Consider the following 25,683-nt stretch of genomic DNA (forward strand, 5'->3'; position numbering starts at 1 on the left):
CCGATGTCCCATCCACGCCGCTATCTGATTTCCAGCCTTGGCAGCATTGGGCATCGACACCTTCAAAATCTGATCAGCTTGAGGCCGGGGAGCCGGATCGCGGTTTTGCGCCGCCCCGACTCCGTTGCCAAGCCGCTGCCTCCGGGCGTTGCGCAGCAGTTCGAGACGATGGAAGAGGCGCTTGCTTTCCAACCGGAAGCCGCGATCCTTGCGGGGCCGGCGCCGACGCATGTCCCGCTGGCGCTGGCGCTGGTCGGGCAGTCGATCCCGATCTTCATGGAAAAGCCTCTGTCCCACGATTTCGCGCGGGTCGCCGAGCTACGTGACCTTGCGGCGGCGCGGAACGTGCCGGTGATGGTGGGGTATAATCTTCGATTCAATCCCTCGCTGATCACGTTTCGTGAGCTGGTGCACTCCGAAGCGCTCGGAACGATCCGTGCGGTGCGCGCGGAAGTGGGGCAGTTTCTGCCCGATTGGCGCCCGCGAGCGGACTATCGGCATAGCGTCTCCGCCTCGCAGTCGCTGGGGGGCGGAGTCCTTCTCGAGCTAAGCCACGAAATCGATTATATCTACTGGCTCTTCGGGATGCCCGATCGCGTCAGCTGCCGAGGCGGTCGATACTCCGATCTGGATATCGACGTGGAGGACCTGGTCGAGCTATGCCTCGAATATAGCGCTCCGCGACGATTGGTGAGCATTCATCTCGACTTTCTCCAGCGGACGGCCACGCGGAGCTGCAAGGTGATCGGTGCCATGGGCGTGGCGACATGGGACGCGATGAAGGATCGTATCGAGCTGGATATCGTCGCTCCCGAACGGCGCGTGGAGACGATCGCGAGGCCCATGCAAGAACGCAACGAAATGTACCTCGCCGAATTGAGAACCTTCCTGCTCAGTGCAGAGCAGGGGGGGGCGACAGCCATCCCGCTCGATCAGGCCATCGACGTGCTCGCCATCGTCATGGCGGCGAAGCGCGCCATGGTCAGCGGGCGGCCCGAGACTCCTTCGACGATCGAGGTTGTTCGATGAGAATCCGTGCCTTCATATTCGCCCGGGGGGGCTCCAAAGGGGTGCCGCGCAAGAATATCCGCGACCTTGCCGGGAAGCCGCTGATTGCCCATGCGATCGAAATCGCGCGCGCCTGCCCGTCGCTCGGCACCGTGCTGGTGTCCACCGACGATGCGGAGATTGCCGAGGTTGCGCGGGCCCATGGCGCGCAGGTGCCCTTTCTTCGTCCTGCCGAGCTCGCGGGTGATACAGCTTCGGAATGGCTGGCGTGGCGACACGCGATCGAATGGGTGGCAAAGGCCGAGGGCGAGTTCGACCTCTTCGTCAGCTTGCCGACCACCTCACCTTTTCGCGCGGTCGAAGATGTCGAGGCTTGTATCCGGATTTTGCGCGACGAACCGCAGACCGATGTAGTCGCCACGGTGAAGGCCGCCGACCGCAGTCCCTATTTCAACATGGTACGAATTAATGAGGACGGCGCAGCCCAGCTCGTGATTCCGCCAAGCGGCCCGATTTTGCGGCGACAGGATGCGCCTGCGGTCTTCGACATGACGACAGTTTGCTATGTCGCCCGGACTTCGTTCATCCGCGAAAAAGCCGGACTATTCGAGGGCCGTCTGCGCGTCGTCGAAGTCCCCGCGGAGCGCGCACTCGATATTGACACTCCGTTCGATTTCGCGATTGCAGAGTATCTGGCCGAGACGCGCAAGATCGGCTCTCTCCCGCCTCAGTGATGGAGCTGTCTGTGCAAAGCTTGGCCGATTTGGGCAACATGACCGGGCGCGTCGCGCTTATCACGGGCGGCGCCGGCCATATCGGCCGGGCAATGGCGGCCGCATTGGCGGAAGCCGGCGCTGACCTCTGTCTCGTCGATCGAAACGGAGAGGCGCTAGCTTCGGCCAGAGCCGAATTGCATTGGGCGGCCGGAAACGTTTCCACCCACCAGATCGATCTCGAGCGTGAAGACGAGAGAGAAGGCCTAGTCGCGGCGGTGCGTGAGAGCCATGGCCGGATCGCCGTATTGGTGAACAATGCCGGCTTTGTCGGCGACAGCCAGCTAGGCGGCTGGGTTACCGATTTTGCCGGGCAGAGCATGGAGACGTGGCGTCGCGCGATGGAGGTCAACCTGGCCGCGCCATTTCATCTCGCCCAGCTTTTCGCGCCCATGCTCGAACAAAACGGACGCGGCGTCATCATCAACCTGGCGTCGATCTACGGCTTGCTCGGCCCCGACATGCGACTTTACGAGGGGACGAAAATGGGCAATCCGGCTGCCTATGCCGCAAGCAAAGGCGGCCTCGTGCAGTTGACTCGCTGGCTCTCGACGACCTTGGCGCCCCGCATCCGCGTGAACTGCATCACGCCGGGAGGATTGGAGCGTGGCCAGCCCGAGAGCTTCAGAAGCCGCTATGTCGAGCGGACCCCGCTCGGTCGCATGGGGCGAGAAGAAGATTTCAAGGGTGCCGTACACTTCCTTGCCAGCGATCTTTCGGCTTGGATGACCGGCCAGAATATCGTCGTGGATGGCGGATGGTCTGCGTGGTAGGGCGCAACTCTTTCAATCGTTAGACGGCATCATTTCATGCACACGTTTATAATTGCCGAGGCCGGGGTAAACCATAACGGCCGGCAGGACTTGGCCCTCGCCTTGGTCGAGCAGGCGCATCGGTGTGGCGCCGATGCCGTGAAGTTTCAGACATTCTCCGCGGACAAGCTGGTCCGGCCGGGTGCGGAAAAAGCCCAGTATCAACAGCTGGCGACGGGCGACGGCGACCAGCACGCCATGCTAAAATCGCTGGAGATGTCGGAAGAATTGCACCGCTTGTTGTATCGGCGGTGCAGAGAGCTCGGCATCGAATTCATGTCGACACCCTTCGACGAGGCCGCGGCGCAATTTCTCGTCGAGCTCGGCATGCGGCGGATCAAGATACCGTCGGGCGAAATCAACAACGAGCCGTTCCTCGGATTTCTGGCCAAATTTGATCTGCCGCTGATCCTCTCCACCGGCATGGCGACGATGGCAGAGATCGTGAAGGCAGTGGAAGTGATCGGCGCCGCGCGCGCGGCGGCCGGGTTCGCGGCGCCGCTGGAGACGATGCTGACCATTCTCCACTGCACCTCCAATTATCCAGCCGCCTATGGCGACGTGAACCTGCGCGCGATGCAGACGATCGCGCTCGAAACGAAACTGCCGGTCGGCTATTCCGATCATACGCTTGGGATCGCGGTCTCGCCTGCGGCGGTGGCAATGGGGGCCAGCGTGATCGAAAAACATTTCACGCTGGATCGTGATCTGCCGGGTCCCGACCATTCGGCCTCGCTTACCCTCGACGAGTTGCGCGACATGGTCGAGCAAATCCGAGCGGTCGAGGTGGCGCTGGGCTCGGCGGAGAAGGCGCCGACCGAAAGCGAGCTCCCGGTGCGGGCGCTTGTTCGTCGGAGCGTGACTTCTGCCCGCGCGATAGGTCGCGGGGACGTCTTCGCGATCGAGGACCTCCTGCTTCTTCGTCCGGGTAACGGTATCGCACCGGGCGATCGCGACAAGCTCCCCGGAACCAGGGCCGCGCGCGACATCCCCGCCGGAACCACGCTGCAATGGTCCGACATCGAATGATCCGCAAAATTTTATACGTATCGGGGACCCGTGCCGACTACGGATTGATGGAGGCTACGCTACAGCGGATCGCGGCGCATCCCGGGCTCGAGTTAGGGCTGGTGGTCACGGGCATGCATCTCGACCCGCGCTATGGCGCGACAATCGAAGAGATCGAGCGCGCGGGTTTGCACATTGCGGGGCGAATTCCGAGCGAGGTCGCCGGATCGACGGGGGCTGAGATGGCAAGGGGCATCGCGACCATGCTCGCCGGCCTCACGACGATATTCGAGCGGGAAGTGCCCGATCTCGTCCTGCTGCTCGGGGATCGCGGCGAGATGCTCGCGGCCGCCATCGCCGCGATCCACCTCAACATACCTATCGTCCACATCCATGGCGGCGAGCGGTCGGGCACTGTCGACGAGCCCGTCCGCCACGCGATTTCGAAACTCGCGCATTATCATTTCGCGGCCACGGACGAAGCGCGCGAGCGGCTGATCCGGATGGGCGAAGAGCCGGCACGGGTGACGGTCGTCGGCGCTCCGGGTCTGGTGGGGCTTGCCGATTCGCCGCGACGAACTCGGGAGGCACTCGCCGGCGAAGCGGGCTTCGATCCGACGCGACCGATCGCGCTCATGGTCTACCACCCCGTATTGCAGGACGCCGGAAGCGCTGGCGCGGAGACCGCGGCGCTTCTTGCTGCCCTCGCTGCGCACGATTGCCAAGTGCTAGCGCTATTGCCCAACGCCGATGCGGGCGGCCAGAGCATTCGCGAGGCCCTTGAAACCGCCCGGGGCAATAAGCGCGTCAAGATCGTCACGCATCTTTCCCGGCGCATATTCATCGAGTGGATGGCCGTCGCCGATTTGATGGTCGGTAATTCGAGCTCCGGGATCATCGAAGCGGCGACCTTCGGGACGCCGGTTGTAAATGTGGGTCCGCGCCAGAACCTGCGTCAGCGCAACGGGAACGTGATCGACGTGCCCCCTTCGGAAGCGGATATCGCCACGGGACTCCAAGCGGCGCTGGCCGCCGGCAGATACGTCCCTGCCAACGTTTATGGCGATGGCCTCGCCGACCAGCACATCAGCAATCTGCTCGCAACCATGGCTCTGCACCCAGACGTATTGCGGAAGTCCAATGCCTTCTAAGAGCCTCGTCATATTTGGCGCGGGCGGGCACGCGAAAGTGGTTCTCGACGCGTTGTTCGCCTCGGGTGGCGATTTCGGCCGGATCGAATTGCGTGACGGCGACCCGGAATTGTGGGGAAAATTGGTGCTCGGCCTCGCGATCGGTCCGCTGCATATCAGTAGCGAGCTGGCTGAGACGCCTTGCCATATCGCCATCGGCAATGCCGACATTCGAAGGCGAATTGCCGCTGAGATCCATTCGGCCGGGGGAAATCTCGTCACGATAGCGCATCCACGCGCGATCGTGTCGCCGCATGCGACGCTGGGCGCGGGCAGCTTCATCGCGGCCGGCGCGATCATTGCGCCGAATGCAGTGGTGGGCGAGGCCGTTATCGTCAATCACTCGGCAATCGTGGATCATGATTGTCTGGTCGGCGCCTTTTCCCATATCGCCCCCGGGGCGGTACTGGGCGGAGGCGTTACCATCGGCAGGCGAACGCTCATCGGCGCCGGTGCAACCATCTTGCCTGGGTGCAGCATCGGCAGTGAGACGATCATCGGCGCTGGCGCGGTGGTCACTCGTACGATCGGGGACCGCGAGAAGGTGATCATGGTTCCAGCTAGCAAAGTGGTATGAAGGGTGATGTCTGTGGATATCCGCGCTGTTTCCGTTACGTTCGACATGAGCTTCCGAGACGCGCTCGCGATCATGGACAAGGGAGGGCTCGGGCTGCTCCTCCTCACCGACCCGGAGGGACGTTTTGTCCGGACCGTCACGGACGGAGATTTGCGCCGGGCTTTTCTGGAGGGACATTCGCTAGCTGACACGCTTGCCCGGTTGACGCGCAAATCGTCGATAACGGTGAAGGCGGGCGCGAGCAGGCGCGAGGCTCTGGCATTGATGAACGAGAATTCGATCAATCATCTACCCGTCCTCGAAGCCGACGGCACGGTGCTCGACATCCTCAATCGCAAAGAGATTGACGATCAGATCCTGTTGTCGACTCCGCACATGGGCGATGCCGAGCGCGGGTTCATCGAAGAGGCATTCAAGACCAACTGGATCGCACCGCTGGGTCCGAATGTCGATGCGTTCGAATCCGAAATGGCGGACCATGTCGGATCCGCGGCGGGGGCCGCAGTCTCTTCGGGGACCGCTGCGATTCACCTGGCGCTGCGCCTGCTCGACGTGGGGCCGGGCGACAGGGTATTTTGCTCGACCCTCACTTTCGCAGCCAGCGTGAACCCTATTCTGTATCAAGGCGCGGAACCGGTATTCATCGATTCCGAAACGCAAAGCTGGAACATGTGCCCCGCCGCCTTGGAGCGCGCCTTCTCGAGTGCCAAGGCCGAGGGATGGCTCCCTAAAGCGGTGATCATCGTCAACCTCTATGGTCAGAGTGCCGACATGGATCCGCTGATGGCGATCTGCGATCGATACAGCGTGCCGATCGTGGAGGACGCCGCGGAGTCGCTTGGGGCCACCTACAAGGGCCGAGCGAGCGGCACCTTTGGCCGGATCGGCATATATTCTTTCAATGGAAACAAGATCATCACCACATCCGGCGGTGGGATGCTCATTTCTGACGACACTGCGTTGGTCGATCGCGCCCGGTTTCTGGCCACGCAGGCAAGGGATCCGGCGCCACACTATCAGCACAGCCAAGTTGGCTACAATTACAGGATGAGCAATCTCCTTGCAGGGGTTGGCCGCGGCCAGCTCAAGGTTCTTGAAGCGCGGGTCGCTGCCCGGCGCGAGATCTTCGAGATGTATCGCGCCGGTCTCGATGACATCGAGGCGATCGAATGGATGCCCGAACCCGAATGGAGCTTTTCTACCCGCTGGTTGACAACCTGCACGATCAGCCCGTCGATCGCGCTTCCTTTGCGCGATGTGATCGATCGACTGGCAGCAGAGTTCATCGAGGTTCGCCCGGTGTGGAAGCCGATGCATTTGCAGCCGGTGTTCGCCCAATATTCGCTGTTCTGTAGTGGCAACGCGCCCGTCTCCGACGGTCTGTTCGAACGAGGCCTTTGCTTGCCGTCCGGGTCGAACTTGACTAGGGAGCAGGTCGAAAGAACGATCGATACGCTGCGCGATGTGCTGCCCAATCGATAAGCCTGCTAAGGCAAAGGATGCGAGACGCTCGGACACGTCGAACGGCAATCCGAGAAGCGCACCGCGAAGGCCAGCAGGCGCCATTCTGACGTCTGCGCGAAAAGACATGGCAATACCTCAGGGGTGCGAATGGACAGGTTGACGGCGAGACTCCTGGCGATGCCCCGTCTGGGGAAGGGCGGAGTTGCGATACTTCTGGACGCAGCCGTTGCGGTTTTCGGAGTGTGGCTCGCTTTCTATGTGCGGCTCGATGGCCCGACGCGCATCGAGGGACCGTTCGTCATCGCGGCGGTCGGCGCGATCTTGTTGGCGGCTCCCGTCTTTTACTGCTTGGGACTCTATCGCTTCATTCTTCGTTACGTCACCCCTACGACTACGGTTGCGCTGGTACAGGCCAGCTTCGTCTTTGGTCTTCTCTACGCATTGATATTCTCGATTATGGGTGTGCCTGGCGTGCCGCGCACCGTAGGCCTGCTGCAGCCGATTCTCTTTTTCGTCGGTGCGGCGCTTTGGCGTTCGGCGGTGGGGTATATTCTTGGCGGGGCGCACCGAGGAAACCTCCGAAATCGGGGCGTGGGCACGAACGTGCTCATCTACGGTGCGGGCGCGGCCGGGCAACAGCTTGCGAGTGCCATCGCGCTCAGCAGGGAGTTGCGCGTCGTGGGGTTTATCGATGACAATACCGACCTGCACGGCCGCGTCTTGAATCGCGTGCGCGTGCACTCGACTACCGATCTCGCCAATCTCACCGAGACCCTCGATGTTCAAGAGGTGCTGCTCGCTATTCCGTCGGCATCCCGGAGCCGACGCAACGAAGTGATTCGTTCGCTTTTCGGACTCGACGTGCGGGTGCGGACGCTGCCGGGTCTGATGGACCTCGCGCATGGCCATGTTCAAGTAAATGACATCAAGCAACTCGAGATCGAGGACCTTCTCGGCCGGGATGTTGTCACTCCCAATGCGATATTGCTGGGGAAGGATATATCCGACCGCACGGTTATGGTTACGGGTGCGGGTGGATCGATTGGCAGCGAACTTTGCCGTCAGATCCTCAAGGTCCGCCCGGCTGCCTTGCTGCTCATCGAGAGTAATGAGTACGCGCTATACCAGATTCATCAGGAGCTGTTAAAGACGATTGCGCGCGAAGATCATGAAATCTCGCTGGTGCCACTATTGGGATCTGTGCGAGACGAGCGGCGGATGCACGAAATCATCGCAACTTGGCGCCCGCATACGATCTATCACGCCGCCGCCTACAAGCATGTACCCCTGGTCGAACACAATCCGGTGGAAGGCGTGCAGAACAACGTCATCGGAACGCTGACCGTCGCGCAAGTGGCGAACGAACTCGCGGTGCCGAAATTCGTGCTGATCAGCACCGACAAGGCGGTGCGGCCGACGAACGTGATGGGAACGAGCAAACGCCTTGCAGAAATGGTCTTGCAGTCTTTGGCGGACCAGAATCCGACGACGTGCTTTACCATGGTCCGTTTCGGCAACGTTCTAGGCTCAAGCGGGTCGGTAGTCCCATTGTTTCGACAGCAGCTGGCCGAAGGCGGCCCGATTACTATCACGCACCCCGATATCACGCGCTATTTCATGACGATTCCCGAGGCGGCGCAACTCGTCATTCAAGCCGGAGCCATGGCAAACGGCGGGGAGGTCTTCGTGCTGGACATGGGAGAGCCCGTCCGGATCATCGATCTCGCACGCAACATGATCGAGATGTCCGGGTTGACACTTCGCGATGCCGCGCATCCCGAAGGGGATATCGAAATCAAGGTCGTGGGACTGAGGCCGGGCGAGAAGCTCTACGAGGAGCTGTTGATCGGCGATAATCCAGAGCTCACCAGCCATCCCCGGATCATGAAGGCAAATGAGAGCTTCTTGCGTTGGGGAGAACTTGGCAAGTGCCTCGCGACTTTGTCGGCCACGTTGGCCGCGAATGATGTCGTGCAAGTTCAAGCAATATTGCGGCGTCTCGTGCCGGAATATCTTCCGACCGGCGCCATGGTCGACTGGGTGATGCTGCGTCGGAATGCAGATTAATTTTATTCGAGGGTTCTGGATGGCGTTGCTGGGTGCAGGTGGCCTTATCGCGGTACTGGCCGTTGCTGCCAATGTGATGTTGCAAAGCCCGATCGAGACGGCGCAGCCGGCCGGGCCCAGAGCCGTTCCCGCTATCCAAGGTGGCCAAGTGACGGCGATTGGGCGCCTTCAACCCGGTGTGGCTGACGTGCGGAGCTATGGCGCAACGGGCAATGGCGTCGCTGACGATACCGCTGCGATCCAAGCTGCCATCAACCAGCACGGCAAGGTCTATATTCCTGCGGGTGTCTATCGAATCGACCCGAAGATCGGCCTTGTCGTTCGCACGGGCACCGAGATCATTGGCGATGGGCGTACGAGAACCATCCTGCTTGCCGGCACGGGAGGTGCCACGATGAAGGAGCTCGCATCCTATGCGGGCGGGTCGCTCATCCGCCGCAGCTTCGACCCGGGGGGCAAGAACGACTATGTCACCTATGTGCGTCTGGCCGACTTCACCGTGCTCCTCACGCATCCCGCGGATAGCGTGACCGAGAACGCGATCCAAATCGGCATTGATCTGCGCAACATCTCGCGATCGCTAGTGGAGCGCGTACATGTCGGCAACATGCCTCCGTTGGGAGCCCCGATCACGCGTGCATATGATCGTCGCTTCTATAGTCAAGGATTTGGAATCGTGCTGGGAAGCGTGTCGAGTTCGACACGTTCCTATGCTGGCGGGGAAGTGAATACCGTCAGAGACTCGTCGGTATGGGGTGCTTACAAACTTATCGTTCAGGACGATGCGCAGCTCAGCCCACGTTCGGCGGCACACGCGGTGTTGATAGAGGCGTGCGATCTTCAGGGCGGTCACGTCCTGCTTTCGCAGGAGAGCCGATACACACGCGGAGTTTCTTGGCGAGACAATGTCCTGCAGAACGTGATTCCGCGCCCGGGCAGTCGGGAAGCGAGCGCAGTGCTTCGAATGGAGGGCAGCAACAATCTGATTGATGGGGGCTATATCGAAGCAAGCGGATCCGCGGATTATCTGCTGCAGCTGGGCTCGATTTCGTCGAACAACATGATTCGACTACCGTATGCGTCGACAACGAATCGCGCCAAAGTTGAGGATCTGGGCTCTGGAAATTCGATAAACCTGAAAGGCCCCGACTTTCCCTAGGCGCGGATTCTCACGGCAGCGATGCCTGAACCAGCCAGCGCTCCGTGCCTTCGAGCCCTAGCGCTGAGAGGCGTCCGGATGCGAATGCGCCCGTGTCGATGCCGATGCGATTGGCATTCCAATCCACTTCGTCGGTGATCGTGTGGCCATGAACGATGATGCGCTCAAAAGGCTTGCGATAGGTGAGAAAGTCTCCTCGTATCCAGCGCAGATCCTTGGTCGTCTGTTCGGAGAGCGAGGAGTTTGGGCGGACGCCGGCATGGACGAAGGCGTAATCGCCGATGATGATCATGTCCTCGCTGCCCTCGAGGAAAACGCGATGTTCGGTGGGAACGCGCGCGATCAGAGCCTCCATCAATTCGGAATAGTCGAAGCCATCATATTCTGACGCGGTGATCCCGTAGCTCAGGATCGTTTCGCGGCCCCCGATCCGAGCAAGAAAGCGGAGAGCCTCGATATTTCCCGTCAGAGCTTGGAGGAATACTTCCTCATGATTTCCAACTAGCAGACGGACATCGCCCCTAACGCGCTGCAGTTGTAGCACGCGCTCGACTACTTGGGCGGATTCCGGACCTCGATCGATCAGGTCGCCGACGAAGATGAGAGTGGTTTGGGCGGCATCACGCTGCGCCTCGTCGGTGTCGATTCGCGCCAGCAATTGATCGAGCAGATCAAGGCGGCCATGGACGTCGCCGATCGCATAGATGCGTTGCCCGGGAGGTATCGCGCCGCGAAGCTCGGACGGGGGCGGCCGCTTTCGTCCTAAGAACTTGTGAAGCATCGAAACAAGCGATTTCCTGAATGCAAATTCACTCGGCGGAGGTGGGGTTCGCCGCCCGGAGCGCAAGTGGGAACGAGCGCACGGGTTGAAGACTCAAAAAAATGGCGGCCATGAAGACCGCCATTTCATATTCCGGATATCCGAAAAGCCTACGGGCTGTCGGGATCGTCGTCGTTGTTGGCGAGCGCAACCGCGCCGCCGATGATCGCGGCAGTGGCAAGCACGCCAATGATTACGGCCGGGGCCAGCTCGCTATCCTTCTCGCTCGCCGTCGAGGCGCGCGAGAGCGACAGCTTGGAGGCCGGAGCCGCCATAACCGGGGTGGCAGCCATCGTAACGACCGCGGCCGCCGTAAGAAGCTTTGACAACATTATTCTACTCCCTCTTCGAGCTCCGGTGCTCTCGTCGGACGATCCTATGACATAGGACATCGCCAACGGCAACACCTCAAAATTCCAAGCTCACGACAAACTAGCTTTGCCGTTGCCTGAACGCAACACCGGTTCAGTTGATCCGAACTCTCTGCTCCACGACTTCGACCCGTGCCACGAGCGTATTCTATAACGCGGCGCAGCATTAGTGCCAAGGGGGTTAACGGAAGATGACTCTCAGCCGGACGGATTTTTCAGCGAATACCCGCGCGTTGCGAGCCGCTTTTGCCGTATATGGTCGCGAGGCGAACAGCGGATCGCATTGTGAATGCGGGCGTGCAATGGCTAAAGGACCCATGGACTTTACTCTCCTTCGCAGCACGCGCCGTGCAATGCGGCATACTCCCCTTGCGGCCTGTCTCGCCTTGTCGCTCGCGGGACCTTCGGGGCCAGCCAATGCAGGGCAGGACCGGCAGACATTCGAGGCGGTCAGGGAGGCAGACCTCAAGCTGGCGACCATCGGCTGGCGCCTGGCAGTGTCGAACGCACCGCTATGCGACCGGCTCGAGCCCGGAACCGGCTTGCAGCTTCATACGCTCGACCAGTTCGAGGCTGGATCCCGCGCCGCCGCAGCGGCGCATTTCGGCTTCGCGGCGGCCGTCGCGGTCGAGGGCGTGGTAGTCGGTAGTCCGGCAGAGCATGCCGGCATTCGCCCGGACGATTCGCTGGTCCGCATAGGCTCGATCGACATCGCTGCGCTGCAGGGGCAGCCGGGGACTACGCAACGGCTTGTCGCGGCACAGCTCGCGATTGCAAACCTGCCCCCCGGCGCGCCGATCGAGGTCGAGGCGATTCGTGCCGGCGCGCCCGTCAAGGCCACGCTCCAGCCCATCCCGGCATGCCGCTCGCGCTTCGAACTGTTCCTTACGAGTGGCTATAACGCCTCGGCCGACGGCACGATGGTGAAGATCAGCTCGCAGTTCCTCGAGGTCTATACGCCCGAACAGGCCGCCGCGGCGGTCGCGCACGAATTTTCGCACAACATCCTGCACCACCGCGATCGTCTGGAGGCGCGTGGGGTGGATTTCGGCATGCTCTCCGGCTTCGGTGCCAATGTGAAATATTTCCGCCAGACCGAGCTCCAGGCGGACCTGCTTTCGGTGTATCTGCTTGCCAATGCCGGCTATCCGCCACGCGCATCGATCGCATTCTGGCAGCGTTTCGGGCCGAGCAAGGCGGGCGGGATCTTTCGCAGCCGATCGCACCCGCATTGGCGCGATCGCGTCAAAACGCTCGAGGCGGAAGTCGCGAAGCTCGAGACGATTTCGGCGAGGCCGATGATTCCCGGGCTGATCGCCGAACGCAGCCAGCCGCTGAGCGGCGATTGGCAGTCGCTGCTGATCCGGAACAAATAGCGCGATCAGCTGGCCAGGCGAAGCGACTCGTTCCACGCCACTTGGGGCTGATCGGGCCAGATGCCGCGGGTGTCGTAAACGCGCTTTTCGGCGCGCTCATCGAGCGGGATCGAGCGAAACACGTCGTGATCGACGAGCACGACGAACGCGCCGCAGGTTTCGATCGCCGCGTCGATGTCGGTCAACGCGGCGCCGGTGCCGTCGAAGGCCGCGGGAAGCACAGCGGCATAGGGCTCGACGATCGCCACGCGTTCGCCGAAGCGGCGCGCCAACTCCAATGCGACCTTGAGCGCCGGGCTTTCGCGGAAATCGTCGATATTGGCCTTGAAGGCGAGACCGAGGCAAGCGACACGAGCCTTGGGACTGGCCTCGATCATCGCCGTTGCGCGCGCGACGACGTGCTCGATCTTGCCGTCATTCACTTCGCGCGCAGTGCGGATCAGCGGAGTCTGCTCGGGGGCCGCGCTGACCAGGAACCAGGGGTCTACCGCGATGCAGTGCCCGCCGACGCCCGGTCCCGGCGAAAGAATGTTGACGCGCGGGTGGCGGTTGGCGAGGCGGATGACTTCCCAGACGTCGACGCCCATGTGATCGGCGACGAGCGACAATTCGTTGGCGAAGGCAATGTTGACGTCGCGGAACGCATTTTCGGCGAGCTTGGTCATCTCGGCCGCCTTGGCGGTGGTCGTCACGCAGGCGCCGCGGACGAAACGGCGATAGAATTGCAACGCCTTGCGGGCGCAGCGCGGCGTGACGCCGCCGATGACTCGGTCATTGTCGATCAGCTCGACGAGGATGCGGCCGGGCAGCACGCGCTCAGGACAGTAAGCGATCGCGACGTCGGGGCTGCCCACGCTATGGCCGGGGATCTTGAGATCGGGGCGCAGCTCGGCGAGCAAGGCGGCGACCTTCTCGGTGGTGCCGACGGGCGAGGTCGATTCGAGCACGACGACATCGCCGGGCTTGAGCACGATCGCGACGTTGGTGGCGGCCTTGAGGACATAGCCGATGTCGGGAGCATGGTCCTCGCCGAATGGCGTGGGGACGGCGATGACGAAGACGTCGGCGGGCTCGATCTGCAGCGAAGCACGCAGATTGCCGCGTGCCACGACGCCCGAGACGAGGCCGTCGAGATCGATTTCCTCGATATGGACCCGGCCCGAATTGACCGTGTCGACCACCGACTGGTGGACGTCGACGCCGAGCACCTTGGCGCCGGTGCGCGCGATCACGGCGGCGGTGGGAAGGCCGATATAGCCGAGGCCGAGAACGGCGACCTTGAGCTCAGAGTCCGAAACCATGTGCGACGATCCCCGCAATTCGCTCTGCGGCATGGCCGTCGCCGAACGGATTGTGGGCGCGCGCCATGGCAGAATAAGCCTGGGGTACGTCGAGGAGGGTTGAGATTTCGGAAACGATGCGGTCGGGATCGGTGCCGACCAGCTTCGCGGTGCCTGCCGCGACGCCTTCGGGGCGCTCGGTGGTCTCGCGCATCACCAGCACCGGCTTGCCCAGAGCGGGGGCCTCTTCCTGCACACCACCCGAATCGCTGAGCACGATTTCGGTCATGCCGAGCGCTCGAATGAAATGCGGATAGTCGAGCGGATCGATTCGGCAGATATTGGCCCGATCGCCGAGCAGGCGGTCCATCACCGACACCACATTGGGGTTGGGATGCATCGGGAACAGCACTGCCGTGTCGGGCCGGGCGGCGATCCGGGCGATGGCATCGGCGATCCCGGCCATGCCGTCGCCGAAATTCTCGCGGCGATGGGTGGTGACGAGGATCAGCCGCTTGCCGGCGAAGCGCTCCGCTATCGCATCCAGCCCGGAGGCGAGCGACGGATCGGCCTCGATCCGGGCACGGGTGGTATGGAGCGCGTCGATGACGGTGTTGCCGGTCACATGGATCATCGTCGAGTCGATATTCTCGCGGCGCAGCGCCTCGGCGGCGGTTTCCGTAGGGGCGAAATGCTGGTCGGCGATCGGCGCGACGATGCGGCGGTTCACTTCTTCGGGCCAGGGCTGGTAGATGTCGCCCGAGCGCAGCCCCGCCTCGACATGGCCGACCGGGATTTTCCGGTAATAAGCGACGAGCGCACCGACCATCGCAGTGGCGGTATCGCCCTGGACGAGGACACGATCAGGTTTTTCGACGTCGAGTACCCGGCCCAGACCGGTGAGCAGGCGCGCGGTGAGTTCGTCGAGCGACTGGCCGGGGGTCATCACGTCGAGATCGAAATCGGGAAGGATCCCGGCGATTGCGAGCACTTGATCGAGCAGCCCGCGATGCTGCGCAGTGACGCAGGTACGGACGTGCATCCCGCCCTGGGCTCGCAGCGCCTGGACGACGGGGAACAGCTTGATCGCTTCGGGGCGCGTGCCGAACACGACGAGGACCTTGGGTGCGGACATGGCGCTTTGCTTAGCGCGCGATGCTTAAGAGCGGGATAAGCGCGCGGTCAGGAACGATCGAACGTCGGAATATCGGACCGGCGTTCGGGCGTTCCTGGCGGCGCGCTCGCGGTGGTCGACCTAACTTGACTCGATTCGCATGTTTTCGGGCGGAAGCGGTGGCACTTCGGTCCACGGTGCGAGAGGTGGCGCCGTCACGAGCGATGTTGGAGCGGGGTTCCGCAATGTCAAAGGGCGGCCGGCAATGCCGACCGCTCAGGCGCACACCAAATCTTACCCGGCCGGCAGTCAGGCGGGCTGCTCGACTTGATCGAGATAGGCGCCATAGCCTTCCGCTTCCATCGCCGCGCGCGGGACGAAGCGCAGCGACGCCGAGTTGATGCAGTAACGCAGCCCGCCGCGATCGCGCGGGCCATCGTCGAAGACATGGCCGAGATGGCTGTCGCCATTCGCCGAGCGGACTTCGGTACGTACCATGCCGAGGCTGGCGTCGCGCAGTTCGGCGACGTTGGCGGGCTCGATCGGCTTGGTGAAGCTCGGCCACCCGCAGCCGGACTCGTATTTGTCGGAGGAGGCGAACAACGGTTCGCCGGAAACGATATCGACGTAGATACCCGGTTCCTTGTTGTTTAGATATTTTCCGGTGCCGGGGCGCTCGGTGCCGCTTTGCTGGGTGACGCGAAACTCTTCTGACGACAGGGCGGCAACCGCTTCCGGGGTCTTGCGATATTGAGTCATGCGAACCTCCGTTTCGCCGCTTTATGTAGGGATGCCGAGGCGCCGCTTCCACCAGCACCGCGCGATCGGCTATCGGCGCGGCCATGACCAAGAAGAAGCGCTTCCTCACGGCGACGTTGCCCGATGGTTATGTCAAGACGATCGGGCCGACCGCCGCGCCGTTCACGCATTACTGGCGCATCGTCGCGCATCTGGGCGGCGGACGCACCGAAGTGTTCTGGGGGCACGCCAAATCGTTGCGCGAGGCGAAGGGCAAAGAGGCGGCGACCGCGGAGGCTGCGAAGCAACGCGGCTGGGAACGCTGTGACTTCGAGATCGTCGCGCTGGTCGAGTCCGACGAGCGCTAGCAATCCGGCATCGGATGAGCGGGCACGGCCTTCACAGATGTCGATGGGATTCAATTGCTTGCGGCAAGCAAATATGGCATCTGCTCGTCCCCGTTTGAGGTCTTTGACCTGGCCAGACAAGGGATCGACATGCGTTGCGTATCAAACTTTGCAAGCCGATCCCTGCTCGTGCCCGCGCTCGTCTCGCTCGCGGTGCTGAGCGCCTGCGACAATGACGGCGGGCCAGCGTCGGCACCCGCACCCACGCCTACCCCCGCTCCGGTCAACACGGCGCCGTCCTTCACCTCGGCGGTGACGGTCAACGTGCCCGAAGGGCAAACCGCGCCATTCTATAACGCCGTCGCAGTGGATGCGCAGGGCACGGCCGTCTCCTACGCAATCAGCGGTGGTGCCGATGCCGCGCGCTTCACGATTAATTCCACCACCGGCGGGATCAGTTTTCGCGCTGCACCCGATTTCGAGATCCCGGCGGACGCGGACGGCAACAATGTCTATGTCGTTCAATTGACGGCGTCGGATGGTGTGTTGACCAGCGCCACCTTCGTGTTGTCGATAACGGTGACCGATGATCCAGGCAACGGCGTGCGGGCACGCCGGGTGGCGAGCGGGCTCAACGACGCGCGGCAACTCAACGCGATTCCCGACGGGTCGGGTCGCCTGTTCGCCGTCGAGCGTGGCGGATTGATCAGGATCGTCGATCCCGCCTCGGGCGCGATCGCGGCGACGCCGTTCCTCGATATATCGGCCAGCCTCACCAGCGCCACCGATCGGGGCCTCCAGGGCTTCGCCCTGGCTCCGGATTTCGCAACATCCGGAACCTTCTATGTAGCATTCTTCAACAGCGCTAACGCAGTGGAGGTGCGGCGATACCGGACGCCGGCCGGCAATCGCGACCAGGCCGATCCTGCCTCTTCGGACACGATAATGCTGTTGCCGCATCCGGTCGCCGGCTATCCCGGCACCTGGCTCGGCTTTGACAATGACGGCATGCTGTTCGTCGCGAACCCGGCCAGCAGCGGGCAGCCGCTCGGCGCCAAGATTTTGCGGATCAACGTCAACGGCGACGCCTTTCCCGGTGATCCGAACCGTGACTATGCGATTCCCGCCGACAATCCCGAGCCCGACGGCGCAACCCCAGAGGTCTGGGTGTTGGGCATCACCAATGTGCGTGGCGCGAGCGTCGATCCGGTTACCAACAAGCTCTGGATTGCGGACCAGGAAAGCCGTGCGCCGGTCTATTATCGCGTCTCTCCCAGCGACAAGGGGAAGACCGCTTACAGCGGCAGCTTCTGCGCCGTGACTGACTCGATGCTGCCCCAACCCGAGGGCACGATCCGGTGGTGGCGCGACTATGCCGCATGCGCGTCGCCCCTCTTTACAACCGGTTCAACCGGCGGCCTCGTCTATCGCGGCCCGGTCGAGGCGCTCCAGGGAACCTACTTCTGGGGGTACCGCTATGGCAATGGAGCGGGCGTCGCGGCTTACAATCTGGTCGGGCGCCCAGTGCCCGGCTTTCAGTTAATCCCCGGGTCCGGAACCCCGTTCGTAGCCGCCGGGAGGGAGATCAATGCATTGGGAGAGGATCAGAGCCGCAATCTGTACGTGGCCAATGGCGATGGAGAGGTTTTCATCCTCGAAGGCGCGTGAACAAGCGGGTTTGGCTGGCACCGACCGGACCGGCGGCAATATCCGGGGCCAGCCTGGTCAGGCGCGGACGACCTTGCTGCTGACGATCCCGCCTTTGCCGCAGGCATTGCGCGTGTCGATCACCAGCGGCGCGGCCTCGACTAAGGCCGCATAGTCCACGGAATCGTGGTCGGTGGCGATCAGCACGGCGTCATAGCGGGCGAGCGCCGCCACGTCCCAGGCCACGCCGTGGCGATAGTTGAGTGTCGGATGTTCGCGCGTGCCGTTGATCTGGGCGACGTGCGGATCGTGGAAGTCGGCGGTGGCACCGCGGGCCTCGATCATCTCCATCAGGCGGAGCGACGGGCTTTCGCGAATGTCGTCGACATTCTTCTTGTAGGCGACTCCGAGCACGAGGATGCGCGCACCGCGCAAGCCCCGGCCAAAGCGTGCGTCAAGCGTGTCTGACATCACCCGGATCACATGCTGCGGCATGTCGGCATTGATCTGGCCGGCGAGCTCGATGAACTTGGTGTGCTGGTTGAACTCGCGTGCCTTCCACGTGAGGTAGAATGGGTCGATCGGGATGCAGTGCCCGCCGAGCCCCGGGCCCGGATAGAAGGGCATGAAGCCGAACGGCTTGGTCTTGGCCGCGTCGATCACTTCCCATACGTCGATGTCCATCGCGGTGAAGATGAGCTTGAGTTCGTTGACCAAAGCGATGTTGACTGCGCGGAACACGTTCTCGGTGATCTTCACCGCCTCCGCAGTCGCGGCGGAAGATACCGCGATGGTCTGCGGCACGACGTGCTTGTACAGGGCCAGCGCAAGATCTGCCGAGACTTTGTCGTCGGCGCCGACGACCTTGGGGATCTGGGTCGTCGAATAGGTCGGGTTGCCGGGATCCTCTCGCTCAGGTGAGTAAGCGAGGAAGAAGTCCTTGCCGGCGACCAGTCCGCCGGCCTCGAGGATCGGCTGCATCACTTCGCGAGTCGTGCCGGGATAGGTGGTCGATTCGAGGATGACGAGCTGGCCTTTGCGCAGCGTCTTGGCGATCGCAGCGGTTGTCGCCTCGACATATCGGAGGTCGGGCTCGAGATGGCGGGTCAGCGGGGTGGGGACGCAGATCAGCAGCACGTCGGCCTCGCCGAGCCGGCTCAGGTCCGACGTGGCGTCCAAGCGTTTGGCCTCGACCTGGGGAGCGATACGGGCGCCCTCGATGTGCTTGATGTAGCTCTCGCCCGCCTTGAGCGCGTTGATCTTGGCGTCGTCGAGATCGAAGGCGAGCACCGGGCATTGCGCCTCGCAAAAGGCAACCGCAAGCGGCAGGCCGACATAGCCCATGCCGATCACGCCGATCTTGGCGGTCCCGCCTTCGATACGCGACTGGAGCTTCAATCCGTGCGCCGGCCATTCGATACTCATCTTGATCCCCGTCAGCGATCGTGCCTTTGCGGCACGCTATCGCCCGGCGGGGGTTTCAGACTCGATAATGCTCCAGATACCAATCGACGAAGCGCGCCACGCCGACCGAGGGGGGAGTGGATGGAGCATAGCCGGTAAGCCGGCGAAGCAGCGCCGACGAGGCTTCGGTGGCCGGAACGTCGCCCTGTTGCATCGGCAGATAGTTCTTGATCGCGGTGCGACCGAGCGCGGTCTCGAGCGCGGCGATATAGTCCATCAACGGGGTCGGCTGGCCATTGCCGATATTGACGCTGCGGAACGGAGCGACCGGGGATAGGCTGTCGCCTTCGACGGGCTCGTGGCCGGGCACTGCGTCGGTGAGGCGGACGATCGATTCGGCGAGATCGTCGATGTAGGTGAAGTCACGCACCATATTGCCATTGTTGTAGACATCGATCGATTCGCCCGCGAGCATTGCCTTGGCGAACTTGAACAGCGCCATGTCGGGCCGTCCCCACGGGCCATAGACGGTGAAGAAGCGGAAGAAGGTCATCGGCGTGCCGAAGAGATGGCTGTAGCTATGCCCCATCAGCTCGGTTGCGCCCTTGGTGGCGGCATAGAGACTGAGCGGGGTCTGAGTGCGCTGGGTCTCTTCGAACGGCATCCGGGTATTGGCGCCGTAGACCGAACTGGTCGAGGCGGCGAGCAGATGCTTGACCGGGTTGTGCCGGGCGAGTTCGAGCACATTGTGCGTGCCGACGATGTTGGCGCCGATATAGCTGCGCGGCTCGTCGATCGAGTAGCGAACGCCCGCCTGCGCCGCGAGATGGATCACCGTGTCGGGCTTGAAGTCGGTCCAGGCGGCGCCGAGTGCGTCGACATCCTCGATCGATACGCGAGCGAGTGCGAATTCCGCATGGTTGCCGAGAATGTCGGTGCGCGATTCCTTGAGCGCGACGTCGTAATAGGCCGAGAAATTGTCGACTCCCAGCACCGTCGCACCCTGCTGGAGCAGCTTGCTGCAGGTATGGAACCCGATAAATCCTGCCGACCCCGTAACCAGAACCCGCTTGCCGCTGCTCGTCATGTCGTTCCTGCCTGCTCGTTTCGATCGAATGCGGCTAACCGGAAAAGGTTACCAGCGGCTCCGCGCAGGCGTGTCAAGGATCGGCTGGCGCGCTTTGACTCGCATCTTGGTGAAACATGCGTTAACTTGCGTCTCGATTGAGGGAGTACGGCCGTGCAAGAGCCGGAGAGGAATGAGGGCGAACTCGCGGACGATATTCGCGCGAAGCAAGCCACCACTGAGCAATTGGCGATCGAGCCGAAGGCCTATGCTTTCGACGGCTGGACGATGGTGCCGCTCGAGCCTGTGTGAAGCGCGGCGCAGGCAGCGCAACCCGGATCCTTGGGCAGCGCCAGCGTGCGGAAGCGCAGCGACAGCGCATCGACCAGCAGCAGCTTGCCGGCGCTGTCCTCGCCGAAAGGTGCACATGCGCGGATCGCTTCGAGCGCCGCGAGGCTCCCCATCATTCCCGTGAGCGCGCCGAGCACACCTTGTTCGGCGCAGGTCGCCTCGGGGCGCTCGGGATCGGCACCGACGAAGCAGCGGTAGCACGGCTTGTCCGGTTCCCAGCCGCGAAAGGTGCCGAGCTGGCCCTCGAACTCGGCAACCGCGGCGGCAATCAGCGGGATGCGCGCGGTGAGCGCCGCGTCGGCGACGGCGAGGCGAGTTGCGAAATTATCCGAACCGTCGAGGATCGCATCGGGATTGTATTGCGCCAGCAATTGCGCGGCATTGGCCAAACCAATCCGCTCGCCGATCGCGTCGAAGCGGACATCGGGGTTGAGGCGGGCGACGGCTTCGGCCGCCGCGGCAACCTTGGCCAGGCCGAGCTGATCGGTGCCGTAGAGCGTCTGGCGCTGGAGGTTCGAGAGCGCGACCCTGTCATCGTCGATCACGCTGATCCGCCCGACCCCGGCCGCGGCCAGATATTGGATCGCCGGCGAGCCGATCCCGCCGGCGCCGATCAGCAGGACATGACTCTGGAGTAGCCGCGCCTGCCCGGCCCCGCCGATCTCGCGCAGCACGATGTGGCGAGCATAGCGATCGAGCTGGGCGTCGCTGAGGCTCATCGGGTTCCGGTAGAGCCGAACCCGCCGGCACCGCGTGCGGTCGTCTCGAGCGCGGCAACTTCGGTCAACGTCGCGTGCTGAACGGGGGCGGGGACGAGCTGGGCGATCCGGTCGCCGCGGGCGATCGCGAAGGGCGCGTCGCCGAGATTGGCGAGGATGACCTTTACCTCGCCGCGATAATCGCTGTCGATCGTACCGGGGGTGTTGAGGCATGTCACGCCGTGCTTGAGCGCGAGGCCGGAGCGCGGACGAACCTGGACTTCATAACCCTCGGGAATGGCAATTGCGAAGCCGGTGGCGACGGCGCGGCGCGCGCCTGGGGCGAGCGTCAGATCTTCCGCGGCGACCACGTCCATCCCCGCCGCACCCTCAGTCGCGTAGGTGGGGAGAGGCAGGTTTTCACCATGCGGAAGGCGCTGGATCTTGATGCGGATCGAGGGGAGCATGTCAGGCTTTCGTGTCTTGTTGGAGCGCATCGGCTATTCGCTCGGCCAGCCGCCGGGCGACTTCGACCTTGGGCATACGCTCCCAGCGTTCGACGCCGTCGGCGGTGACGAGGTGGATGGTGTTCGCTTCGCCGCCCATGACGTCACCCGAGACGTCGTTGGCGAGGATCCAGTCGGCGCCCTTGCGGGTGCGCTTGGCAGTGGCATGCGCGATCACGTGCTCGGTCTCAGCGGCGAAACCGATGACCAGCTTCGGCCGCTGCGCGCTGTGGGCAAGGACCGCCAGGATATCGGGATTTTCGGTAAGTTGAAGCGCCGGCGGCGTCACGCCTTTCTTGAGCTTCTGGGCGGCGGGCGCGGCGCGCCAGTCGCCGACCGCGGCGACCATGACGGCGGCGTCGGCGGGAAGCGCGGTTGCGACGGCGCTGGCCATCTCCTGCGCAGTCTCGATATCGACGCGGGTGACTCCGGCAGGGGTGGCGAGCGCCACGGGGCCGCTCACCAGAGTGACGCGCGCGCCCAGCCGGGAGAGCGCTTCGGCGATCGCGAAGCCCTGACGGCCCGAAGAGCGATTGGCGATGTAGCGCACCGGATCGATCGGTTCGTGGGTCGGTCCAGCGGTGACCAGAATGTGCTTGCCGTCGAGACGGTCCGCCGTCGCCGCGAGGAACGAGTGCCCCTCGACAAAATCCGGGCCAGCGGGAGAAGGGGACAGTAAGCGTTCGATCGCCGCGAGGATCGCCTCGGGCTCGGGCAGGCGGCCGGGGCCATATTCGCCGCAGGCCATCGGGCCCTCGTCGGGCTCGAGCACGGCCACGCCGTCTGCGCGGAGCTGAGTCACGTTGCGTAGAGTGGCGGCGTGCTGCCACATCCGGACGTTCATCGCCGGCGCGGCAAGCACCGGTTTGTCGGTGGCGAGCAGCAAGGTAGTGGCGAGATCGTCGGCGAGGCCGGCCGCCATCTTGGCGAGCAGATCGGCGGTGGCGGGGGCGACGACGACGACGTCGGCCTCGCGGCTGAGCTGGATGTGCCCCATCTCGGCCTCGTCCTTGAGATCCCAGAGACTGGTGTAGACTTGTTGCTCCGAGAGCGCGGCAAGCGTCATCGGCGTGACGAAATGGCTGCCGCCTTCGGTGAGCACGACCTTCACGCCGATGCCCGCCTTGCGGCACAGCCGGACCAGCTCGCAAGCCTTGTACGCGGCGATGCCGCCGCCGACGATCAGCAGGATGCGCTTCATCGGGCTACCCTTGTCACGGTGATGCGGCGCCTGTCGAGATTGGCACGGAACAGGTCGCGCAATCCGTCGGGCACAAACAGCAGTCCGGTCAGGAACACCGGCGCGATCATCAATGCCCAGTAGAAGGTGTCGCTGCGCGCGAAGATGCCGATCAGCGCGGCGTAAGCGGCGAGGAGGGCGAGCATGCGCAGCCCGAGCGGATCGTCCCACGCCGCCCAGCCGAACAGCGCCAGCCCGACGATCAGCGCGGCGGCGGAAATCGGCAGCAATTGGAGCGCCGTGGCGAGGCTGATCGATTTGACGAAGAAGCCGAAGCCGAGCAGCCCGCTCCAGCCCGGCGAGGCCGGATCATGCGGGCCGGTGACGCCGGCGACGGCATATGCATGCGCGGCGAGTGCGACGGCGAACAGCAGGAGTGCGGCGAGCCAGCCCAGCGCCTCGCGCCGGTCGCCATCGCGCCAGGCGAACGCGAGCATGACCAGTACATAGAGCGCCGCGGTCTCGCGGATCAGCATCGCGACCAGCCCGAATGCGACGGCTTCGAACCAGCGGCCGGGCCGGCGCAGCCCGAGCGAGAGCGCTATCAGCAGCCCCGCCCAGATTTCGTGGAACGCGACGAGATCGGCCTGCAGGAAGGCGAGCATCGAACCGATCAGCAGCAGCAGCGCCGCGATCCGCGGCAGCGCGCGGGGCAGCGCCTCGGCCAGGCGCAGGCCCCAGACCATCCCAACATAGCCGGCGAGCAGATAGAGCAAGGCCGCCGGGGCCCAATCGGGCAGGGCCGCCTGTACCACCGCGAGCGACGGAAGCCGCACGGTCAGGAAGGGGCGCAGCGGATAGCCGCCGGCGCGCAGCGTATCGGTGGCGACGGTGTAGTAATCGCCGCCGCCCTTCACCCCGGCGACGATCTTTTCATAGACCATCAGATCTGTCTGGTCGGACTGGCTGGTAGCGGGGCCGGTGGCGATCGCCGTGGGATCGGGCACCGTGAGCGCGGTCAGGCAAGCGAGCAGGAGCAGCGCGAGCACGCCAAGGGCGATCCGCGCGCGCCCTTTGCCGATGGCGGCGAAGCGGCTGGGTGCGGCGAGCCAGAAGGTGCCGGTGGCGGTGCGTGCCATAGGAGCGGGGGACTACACGCGGGGTGGACGCAGTGTCGAGGGGGGACGTGCGCCGTTGAAGATGCTTGGAAGCCCGCCCCGGACCCCCTAGAGGGCAGCCGATGCCTCAGACCGAGCAGACCCAATCCCGCTTCACTCGCCGCGTCATGGCGCTCGTCGCGATCGGCTTCCTCGCGCTGATCGCTGCCGGAGTCGCGACTGCCTGGCTGCAGGCGCGCAGCCAGCAAATGGGCAATTGGGTGGAGCATACGCTCGGCGTGCAGGCGCGCTTAGCCGACTTTGCCAGCGCCAACGAGCGCGTCGAGACCGCGCGCCGCGGCGTGCTGCTCGGCGGCGGAACGGATTTCCGCAAGCGTATGGACTTGGCCGCCGGCGAGGCGCGAGCGGCGCTCGACGACATTGCGCGCGTGACCGCCGACAATCCACGCCAGGCGCGGCGCGCGCGCGCATTGCGCGACTTGCTCGTCCGGCAGCGCGAACTGCAGCTACGCTCGATTTCGACGACGGACGCGCGGCGCAGCGCGGCGCAAGGCGCGTTCGAAGACGATCCTGCAGTGATCGTGACGCGCCAGGTCCGCGATCTTTCGCGCTCGATGATCGCGGAAGAGCGCAAGCTGCTCGCCGTCCGGCAGGTCGAGCAAGCCAATGCGCTCGCGACCTTCTATGCGATCCTTGCGCTGACCGGTGTCCTGTTGGTGATCGTCGCTGCGATCACGCTGACCGTGATGCTGCGTTACACCCGCGACCTCACCGCTTCGCGGATCGAGCTGCGCCGGCTCAACCAGGGGTTGGAAGCGATGGTCGACGCGCGTACCGCCGAGCTCCAGCGCGCCAATCAGGAGATCCAGCGCTTCGCTTATATCGTCTCGCACGATCTGCGCTCGCCTTTGGTCAACGTAATGGGGTTCACTGCCGAGCTCGACGCTGCGCGCAAGACCGTGTCCGCGCATCTCGACGCCGTGGAAGCATCCTCGCCCGAACTGGTCGCAGAGGCGGTGCGGCTGGCGGTGCGGGAAGACCTGCCCGAGGCGATCGGCTTCATCCGCACTTCGACGCAGAAGATGGACCGGCTGATCAATGCGATCCTGCGCCTGTCGCGCGAGGGGCGGCGCAACCTTATGGTCGAATCGGTCGATCTCGACGCGCTGGTCCAGTCGATCGTCGACAGCCTGCAGCACCGAGTGAGCGACGTCGGCGCCGAGATCCTCGCCGAGGCGCTGCCAGCCCTCACCAGCGACCGACTGGCGGTCGAGCAGATCCTTTCCAATCTGATCGAGAACGCACTCAAATATCTCAACCCCGGCCGGCCGGGCGTCATAACGGTTCGCGGGCATAATGAAGGCGACCGAGTGGTGCTCGAAGTCGCGGACAATGGCCGCGGCGTCGATCCGCGCGATCACGAGCGCATCTTCGACCTGTTCCGCCGCTCGGGCGCGCAGGACCAGCCGGGCGAGGGCATCGGCCTCGCGCACGTCCGCGCGCTCGCGTATCGGCTGGGCGGGTTGATCGAGATAAGATCCGAGCTTGACCGCGGCGCCACCTTCAGGCTTTCGCTGCCACGGGTCCTTAAGCCGGGGGGAGAGTGAAA

24 protein-coding genes are annotated in these 25,683 nt (G+C 63.7%); 13 read left to right on the forward strand and 11 right to left on the reverse strand.

Annotated elements, in window-relative coordinates; translation table 11 throughout:
- The first annotated feature begins 3 nt into the window (after positions 1-3).
- The 9 genes from E5A73_RS18385 to E5A73_RS18425 all read left to right on the forward strand — a co-directional run bounded on the left by E5A73_RS18385 (position 4) and on the right by E5A73_RS18425 (position 10,058).
- Complete coding sequence (locus E5A73_RS18385) at positions 4-1,029, forward strand: Gfo/Idh/MocA family protein (protein WP_240700269.1); 1,026 nt, start codon at positions 4-6, stop codon at positions 1,027-1,029.
- Positions 1,026-1,742: an acylneuraminate cytidylyltransferase family protein gene (locus E5A73_RS18390; protein WP_135965296.1), complete on the forward strand. Its 717-nt coding sequence runs from the start codon at positions 1,026-1,028 to the stop codon at positions 1,740-1,742. Before E5A73_RS18385 ends, E5A73_RS18390 begins: the two co-directional genes overlap by 4 nt.
- Before the next feature lie 20 nt (positions 1,743-1,762).
- Complete coding sequence (locus tag E5A73_RS18395) at positions 1,763-2,554, forward strand: SDR family oxidoreductase (protein WP_206366535.1); 792 nt, start codon at positions 1,763-1,765, stop codon at positions 2,552-2,554.
- Between the two features lie 36 nt (positions 2,555-2,590).
- Positions 2,591-3,622 (forward strand): N-acetylneuraminate synthase, encoded by a 1,032-nt coding sequence (gene neuB / locus E5A73_RS18400; protein WP_135965298.1) that lies wholly within the window; start codon positions 2,591-2,593, stop codon positions 3,620-3,622.
- A complete protein-coding gene (gene neuC / locus E5A73_RS18405) occupies positions 3,619-4,752 on the forward strand; it encodes a UDP-N-acetylglucosamine 2-epimerase (protein WP_135965299.1) in 1,134 nt (377 codons plus the stop codon). The genes neuB and neuC overlap by 4 nt, the downstream gene beginning before the upstream one ends.
- Positions 4,742-5,368: an acetyltransferase gene (locus E5A73_RS18410; RefSeq protein ID WP_168355985.1), complete on the forward strand. Its 627-nt coding sequence runs from the start codon at positions 4,742-4,744 to the stop codon at positions 5,366-5,368. The genes neuC and E5A73_RS18410 overlap by 11 nt, the downstream gene beginning before the upstream one ends.
- Positions 5,369-5,374: 6 nt before the next feature.
- On the forward strand, positions 5,375-6,850 hold the full coding sequence (locus E5A73_RS18415; RefSeq protein ID WP_135965301.1) for an aminotransferase class I/II-fold pyridoxal phosphate-dependent enzyme: 1,476 nt from the start codon (positions 5,375-5,377) through the stop codon (positions 6,848-6,850).
- 222 nt (positions 6,851-7,072) lie between these two features.
- Complete coding sequence (locus tag E5A73_RS18420) at positions 7,073-8,899, forward strand: polysaccharide biosynthesis protein (protein WP_206366536.1); 1,827 nt, start codon at positions 7,073-7,075, stop codon at positions 8,897-8,899.
- A 19-nt stretch (positions 8,900-8,918) separates the two neighbouring features.
- Positions 8,919-10,058, forward strand: coding sequence for a glycosyl hydrolase family 28-related protein (locus tag E5A73_RS18425; RefSeq protein WP_206366537.1), 1,140 nt, complete (start codon positions 8,919-8,921; stop codon positions 10,056-10,058).
- Positions 10,059-10,068: 10 nt separating this feature from the next.
- On the opposite strand, the gene E5A73_RS18430 is transcribed toward E5A73_RS18425, so the two are convergent.
- Positions 10,069-10,839: a metallophosphoesterase family protein gene (locus E5A73_RS18430; protein WP_135965303.1), complete on the reverse strand. Its 771-nt coding sequence runs from the start codon at positions 10,837-10,839 to the stop codon at positions 10,069-10,071.
- Between the two features lie 149 nt (positions 10,840-10,988).
- Positions 10,989-11,171 (reverse strand): hypothetical protein, encoded by a 183-nt coding sequence (locus E5A73_RS18435; RefSeq protein WP_240700257.1) that lies wholly within the window; start codon positions 11,169-11,171, stop codon positions 10,989-10,991.
- A gap of 431 nt (positions 11,172-11,602) precedes the next feature.
- Here E5A73_RS18435 and E5A73_RS18440 point away from each other — a divergent pair, with 431 nt between their 5' ends.
- Positions 11,603-12,625, forward strand: coding sequence for a M48 family metallopeptidase (locus tag E5A73_RS18440; protein WP_168355986.1), 1,023 nt, complete (start codon positions 11,603-11,605; stop codon positions 12,623-12,625).
- Positions 12,626-12,630: 5 nt separating this feature from the next.
- On the opposite strand, the gene wecC is transcribed toward E5A73_RS18440, so the two are convergent.
- From wecC to msrB, 3 genes are all read right to left on the reverse strand, one after another.
- The gene (gene wecC, locus E5A73_RS18445; protein WP_135965306.1) at positions 12,631-13,926 is read right to left on the reverse strand and encodes a UDP-N-acetyl-D-mannosamine dehydrogenase; all 1,296 of its coding nucleotides are present in this window, start codon (positions 13,924-13,926) and stop codon (positions 12,631-12,633) included.
- Positions 13,910-15,040: a non-hydrolyzing UDP-N-acetylglucosamine 2-epimerase gene (gene wecB / locus E5A73_RS18450; RefSeq protein WP_135965307.1), complete on the reverse strand. Its 1,131-nt coding sequence runs from the start codon at positions 15,038-15,040 to the stop codon at positions 13,910-13,912. Before wecB ends, wecC begins: the two co-directional genes overlap by 17 nt.
- Positions 15,041-15,328: 288 nt before the next feature.
- A complete protein-coding gene (gene msrB / locus E5A73_RS18455) occupies positions 15,329-15,778 on the reverse strand; it encodes a peptide-methionine (R)-S-oxide reductase MsrB (protein ID WP_135965308.1) in 450 nt (149 codons plus the stop codon).
- 83 nt (positions 15,779-15,861) lie between these two features.
- Here msrB and E5A73_RS18460 point away from each other — a divergent pair, with 83 nt between their 5' ends.
- A complete protein-coding gene (locus E5A73_RS18460) occupies positions 15,862-16,125 on the forward strand; it encodes a hypothetical protein (protein ID WP_135965309.1) in 264 nt (87 codons plus the stop codon).
- A gap of 168 nt (positions 16,126-16,293) precedes the next feature.
- Complete coding sequence (locus E5A73_RS18465) at positions 16,294-17,772, forward strand: PQQ-dependent sugar dehydrogenase (protein WP_168355987.1); 1,479 nt, start codon at positions 16,294-16,296, stop codon at positions 17,770-17,772.
- A gap of 57 nt (positions 17,773-17,829) precedes the next feature.
- Here E5A73_RS18465 and E5A73_RS18470 read toward each other — a convergent pair whose 3' ends face one another.
- From E5A73_RS18470 to E5A73_RS18495, 6 genes are all read right to left on the reverse strand, one after another.
- Positions 17,830-19,176, reverse strand: a complete 1,347-nt coding sequence (locus tag E5A73_RS18470; RefSeq protein ID WP_135965311.1) for a nucleotide sugar dehydrogenase — start codon at positions 19,174-19,176, stop codon at positions 17,830-17,832.
- A 55-nt stretch (positions 19,177-19,231) separates the two neighbouring features.
- Positions 19,232-20,242: an NAD-dependent epimerase/dehydratase family protein gene (locus E5A73_RS18475; protein ID WP_135965312.1), complete on the reverse strand. Its 1,011-nt coding sequence runs from the start codon at positions 20,240-20,242 to the stop codon at positions 19,232-19,234.
- 245 nt (positions 20,243-20,487) lie between these two features.
- Entirely contained in the window at positions 20,488-21,291 is an 804-nt protein-coding gene (locus E5A73_RS18480; protein WP_135965313.1) for a HesA/MoeB/ThiF family protein, read from the reverse strand.
- On the reverse strand, positions 21,288-21,737 hold the full coding sequence (dut, locus tag E5A73_RS18485) for a dUTP diphosphatase (protein WP_135965314.1): 450 nt from the start codon (positions 21,735-21,737) through the stop codon (positions 21,288-21,290). Before dut ends, E5A73_RS18480 begins: the two co-directional genes overlap by 4 nt.
- 1 nt (position 21,738) lies before the next feature.
- Positions 21,739-22,977 carry a bifunctional phosphopantothenoylcysteine decarboxylase/phosphopantothenate--cysteine ligase CoaBC gene (gene coaBC / locus E5A73_RS18490; protein ID WP_135965315.1) on the reverse strand — a complete coding sequence of 413 codons (1,239 nt, stop codon included), beginning with the start codon at positions 22,975-22,977 and terminating at the stop codon, positions 21,739-21,741.
- The gene (locus E5A73_RS18495) at positions 22,974-24,095 is read right to left on the reverse strand and encodes a hypothetical protein (protein WP_135965316.1); all 1,122 of its coding nucleotides are present in this window, start codon (positions 24,093-24,095) and stop codon (positions 22,974-22,976) included. Before E5A73_RS18495 ends, coaBC begins: the two co-directional genes overlap by 4 nt.
- 101 nt (positions 24,096-24,196) lie before the next feature.
- Between E5A73_RS18495 and E5A73_RS18500 the strand changes: the two genes are divergently transcribed.
- Positions 24,197-25,681, forward strand: a complete 1,485-nt coding sequence (locus E5A73_RS18500) for a sensor histidine kinase (protein WP_135965317.1) — start codon at positions 24,197-24,199, stop codon at positions 25,679-25,681.
- Positions 25,682-25,683 lie beyond the last annotated feature (2 nt).

Origin of the sequence: Sphingomonas gei (assembly GCF_004792685.1) — a bacterium.
Lineage (GTDB): Bacteria > Pseudomonadota > Alphaproteobacteria > Sphingomonadales > Sphingomonadaceae > Sphingomonas > Sphingomonas gei.

Excerpts from the sequence above, each read along its gene's own strand:
- E5A73_RS18385 (WP_240700269.1), top strand. The coding sequence starts at position 4 with ATGTCCCATCCACGCCGCTATCTGATTTCCAGCCTTGGCAGCATTGGG.
- E5A73_RS18390 (WP_135965296.1), top strand. The coding sequence starts at position 1,026 with ATGAGAATCCGTGCCTTCATATTCGCCCGGGGGGGCTCCAAAGGGGTG.
- neuB (WP_135965298.1), top strand. The coding sequence starts at position 2,591 with ATGCACACGTTTATAATTGCCGAGGCCGGGGTAAACCATAACGGCCGG.
- neuC (WP_135965299.1), top strand. The coding sequence starts at position 3,619 with ATGATCCGCAAAATTTTATACGTATCGGGGACCCGTGCCGACTACGGA.
- E5A73_RS18410 (WP_168355985.1), top strand. The coding sequence starts at position 4,742 with ATGCCTTCTAAGAGCCTCGTCATATTTGGCGCGGGCGGGCACGCGAAA.
- E5A73_RS18415 (WP_135965301.1), top strand. The coding sequence starts at position 5,375 with ATGTCTGTGGATATCCGCGCTGTTTCCGTTACGTTCGACATGAGCTTC.
- E5A73_RS18425 (WP_206366537.1), top strand. The coding sequence starts at position 8,919 with ATGGCGTTGCTGGGTGCAGGTGGCCTTATCGCGGTACTGGCCGTTGCT.
- E5A73_RS18430 (WP_135965303.1), bottom strand. The coding sequence starts at position 10,839 with ATGCTTCACAAGTTCTTAGGACGAAAGCGGCCGCCCCCGTCCGAGCTT.
- E5A73_RS18435 (WP_240700257.1), bottom strand. The coding sequence starts at position 11,171 with ATGGCTGCCACCCCGGTTATGGCGGCTCCGGCCTCCAAGCTGTCGCTC.
- E5A73_RS18440 (WP_168355986.1), top strand. The coding sequence starts at position 11,603 with ATGCGGCATACTCCCCTTGCGGCCTGTCTCGCCTTGTCGCTCGCGGGA.
- wecC (WP_135965306.1), bottom strand. The coding sequence starts at position 13,926 with ATGGTTTCGGACTCTGAGCTCAAGGTCGCCGTTCTCGGCCTCGGCTAT.
- wecB (WP_135965307.1), bottom strand. The coding sequence starts at position 15,040 with ATGTCCGCACCCAAGGTCCTCGTCGTGTTCGGCACGCGCCCCGAAGCG.
- msrB (WP_135965308.1), bottom strand. The coding sequence starts at position 15,778 with ATGACTCAATATCGCAAGACCCCGGAAGCGGTTGCCGCCCTGTCGTCA.
- E5A73_RS18460 (WP_135965309.1), top strand. The coding sequence starts at position 15,862 with ATGACCAAGAAGAAGCGCTTCCTCACGGCGACGTTGCCCGATGGTTAT.
- E5A73_RS18470 (WP_135965311.1), bottom strand. The coding sequence starts at position 19,176 with ATGAGTATCGAATGGCCGGCGCACGGATTGAAGCTCCAGTCGCGTATC.
- E5A73_RS18475 (WP_135965312.1), bottom strand. The coding sequence starts at position 20,242 with ATGACGAGCAGCGGCAAGCGGGTTCTGGTTACGGGGTCGGCAGGATTT.
- E5A73_RS18480 (WP_135965313.1), bottom strand. The coding sequence starts at position 21,291 with ATGAGCCTCAGCGACGCCCAGCTCGATCGCTATGCTCGCCACATCGTG.
- dut (WP_135965314.1), bottom strand. The coding sequence starts at position 21,737 with ATGCTCCCCTCGATCCGCATCAAGATCCAGCGCCTTCCGCATGGTGAA.
- coaBC (WP_135965315.1), bottom strand. The coding sequence starts at position 22,977 with ATGAAGCGCATCCTGCTGATCGTCGGCGGCGGCATCGCCGCGTACAAG.
- E5A73_RS18495 (WP_135965316.1), bottom strand. The coding sequence starts at position 24,095 with ATGGCACGCACCGCCACCGGCACCTTCTGGCTCGCCGCACCCAGCCGC.
- E5A73_RS18500 (WP_135965317.1), top strand. The coding sequence starts at position 24,197 with ATGCCTCAGACCGAGCAGACCCAATCCCGCTTCACTCGCCGCGTCATG.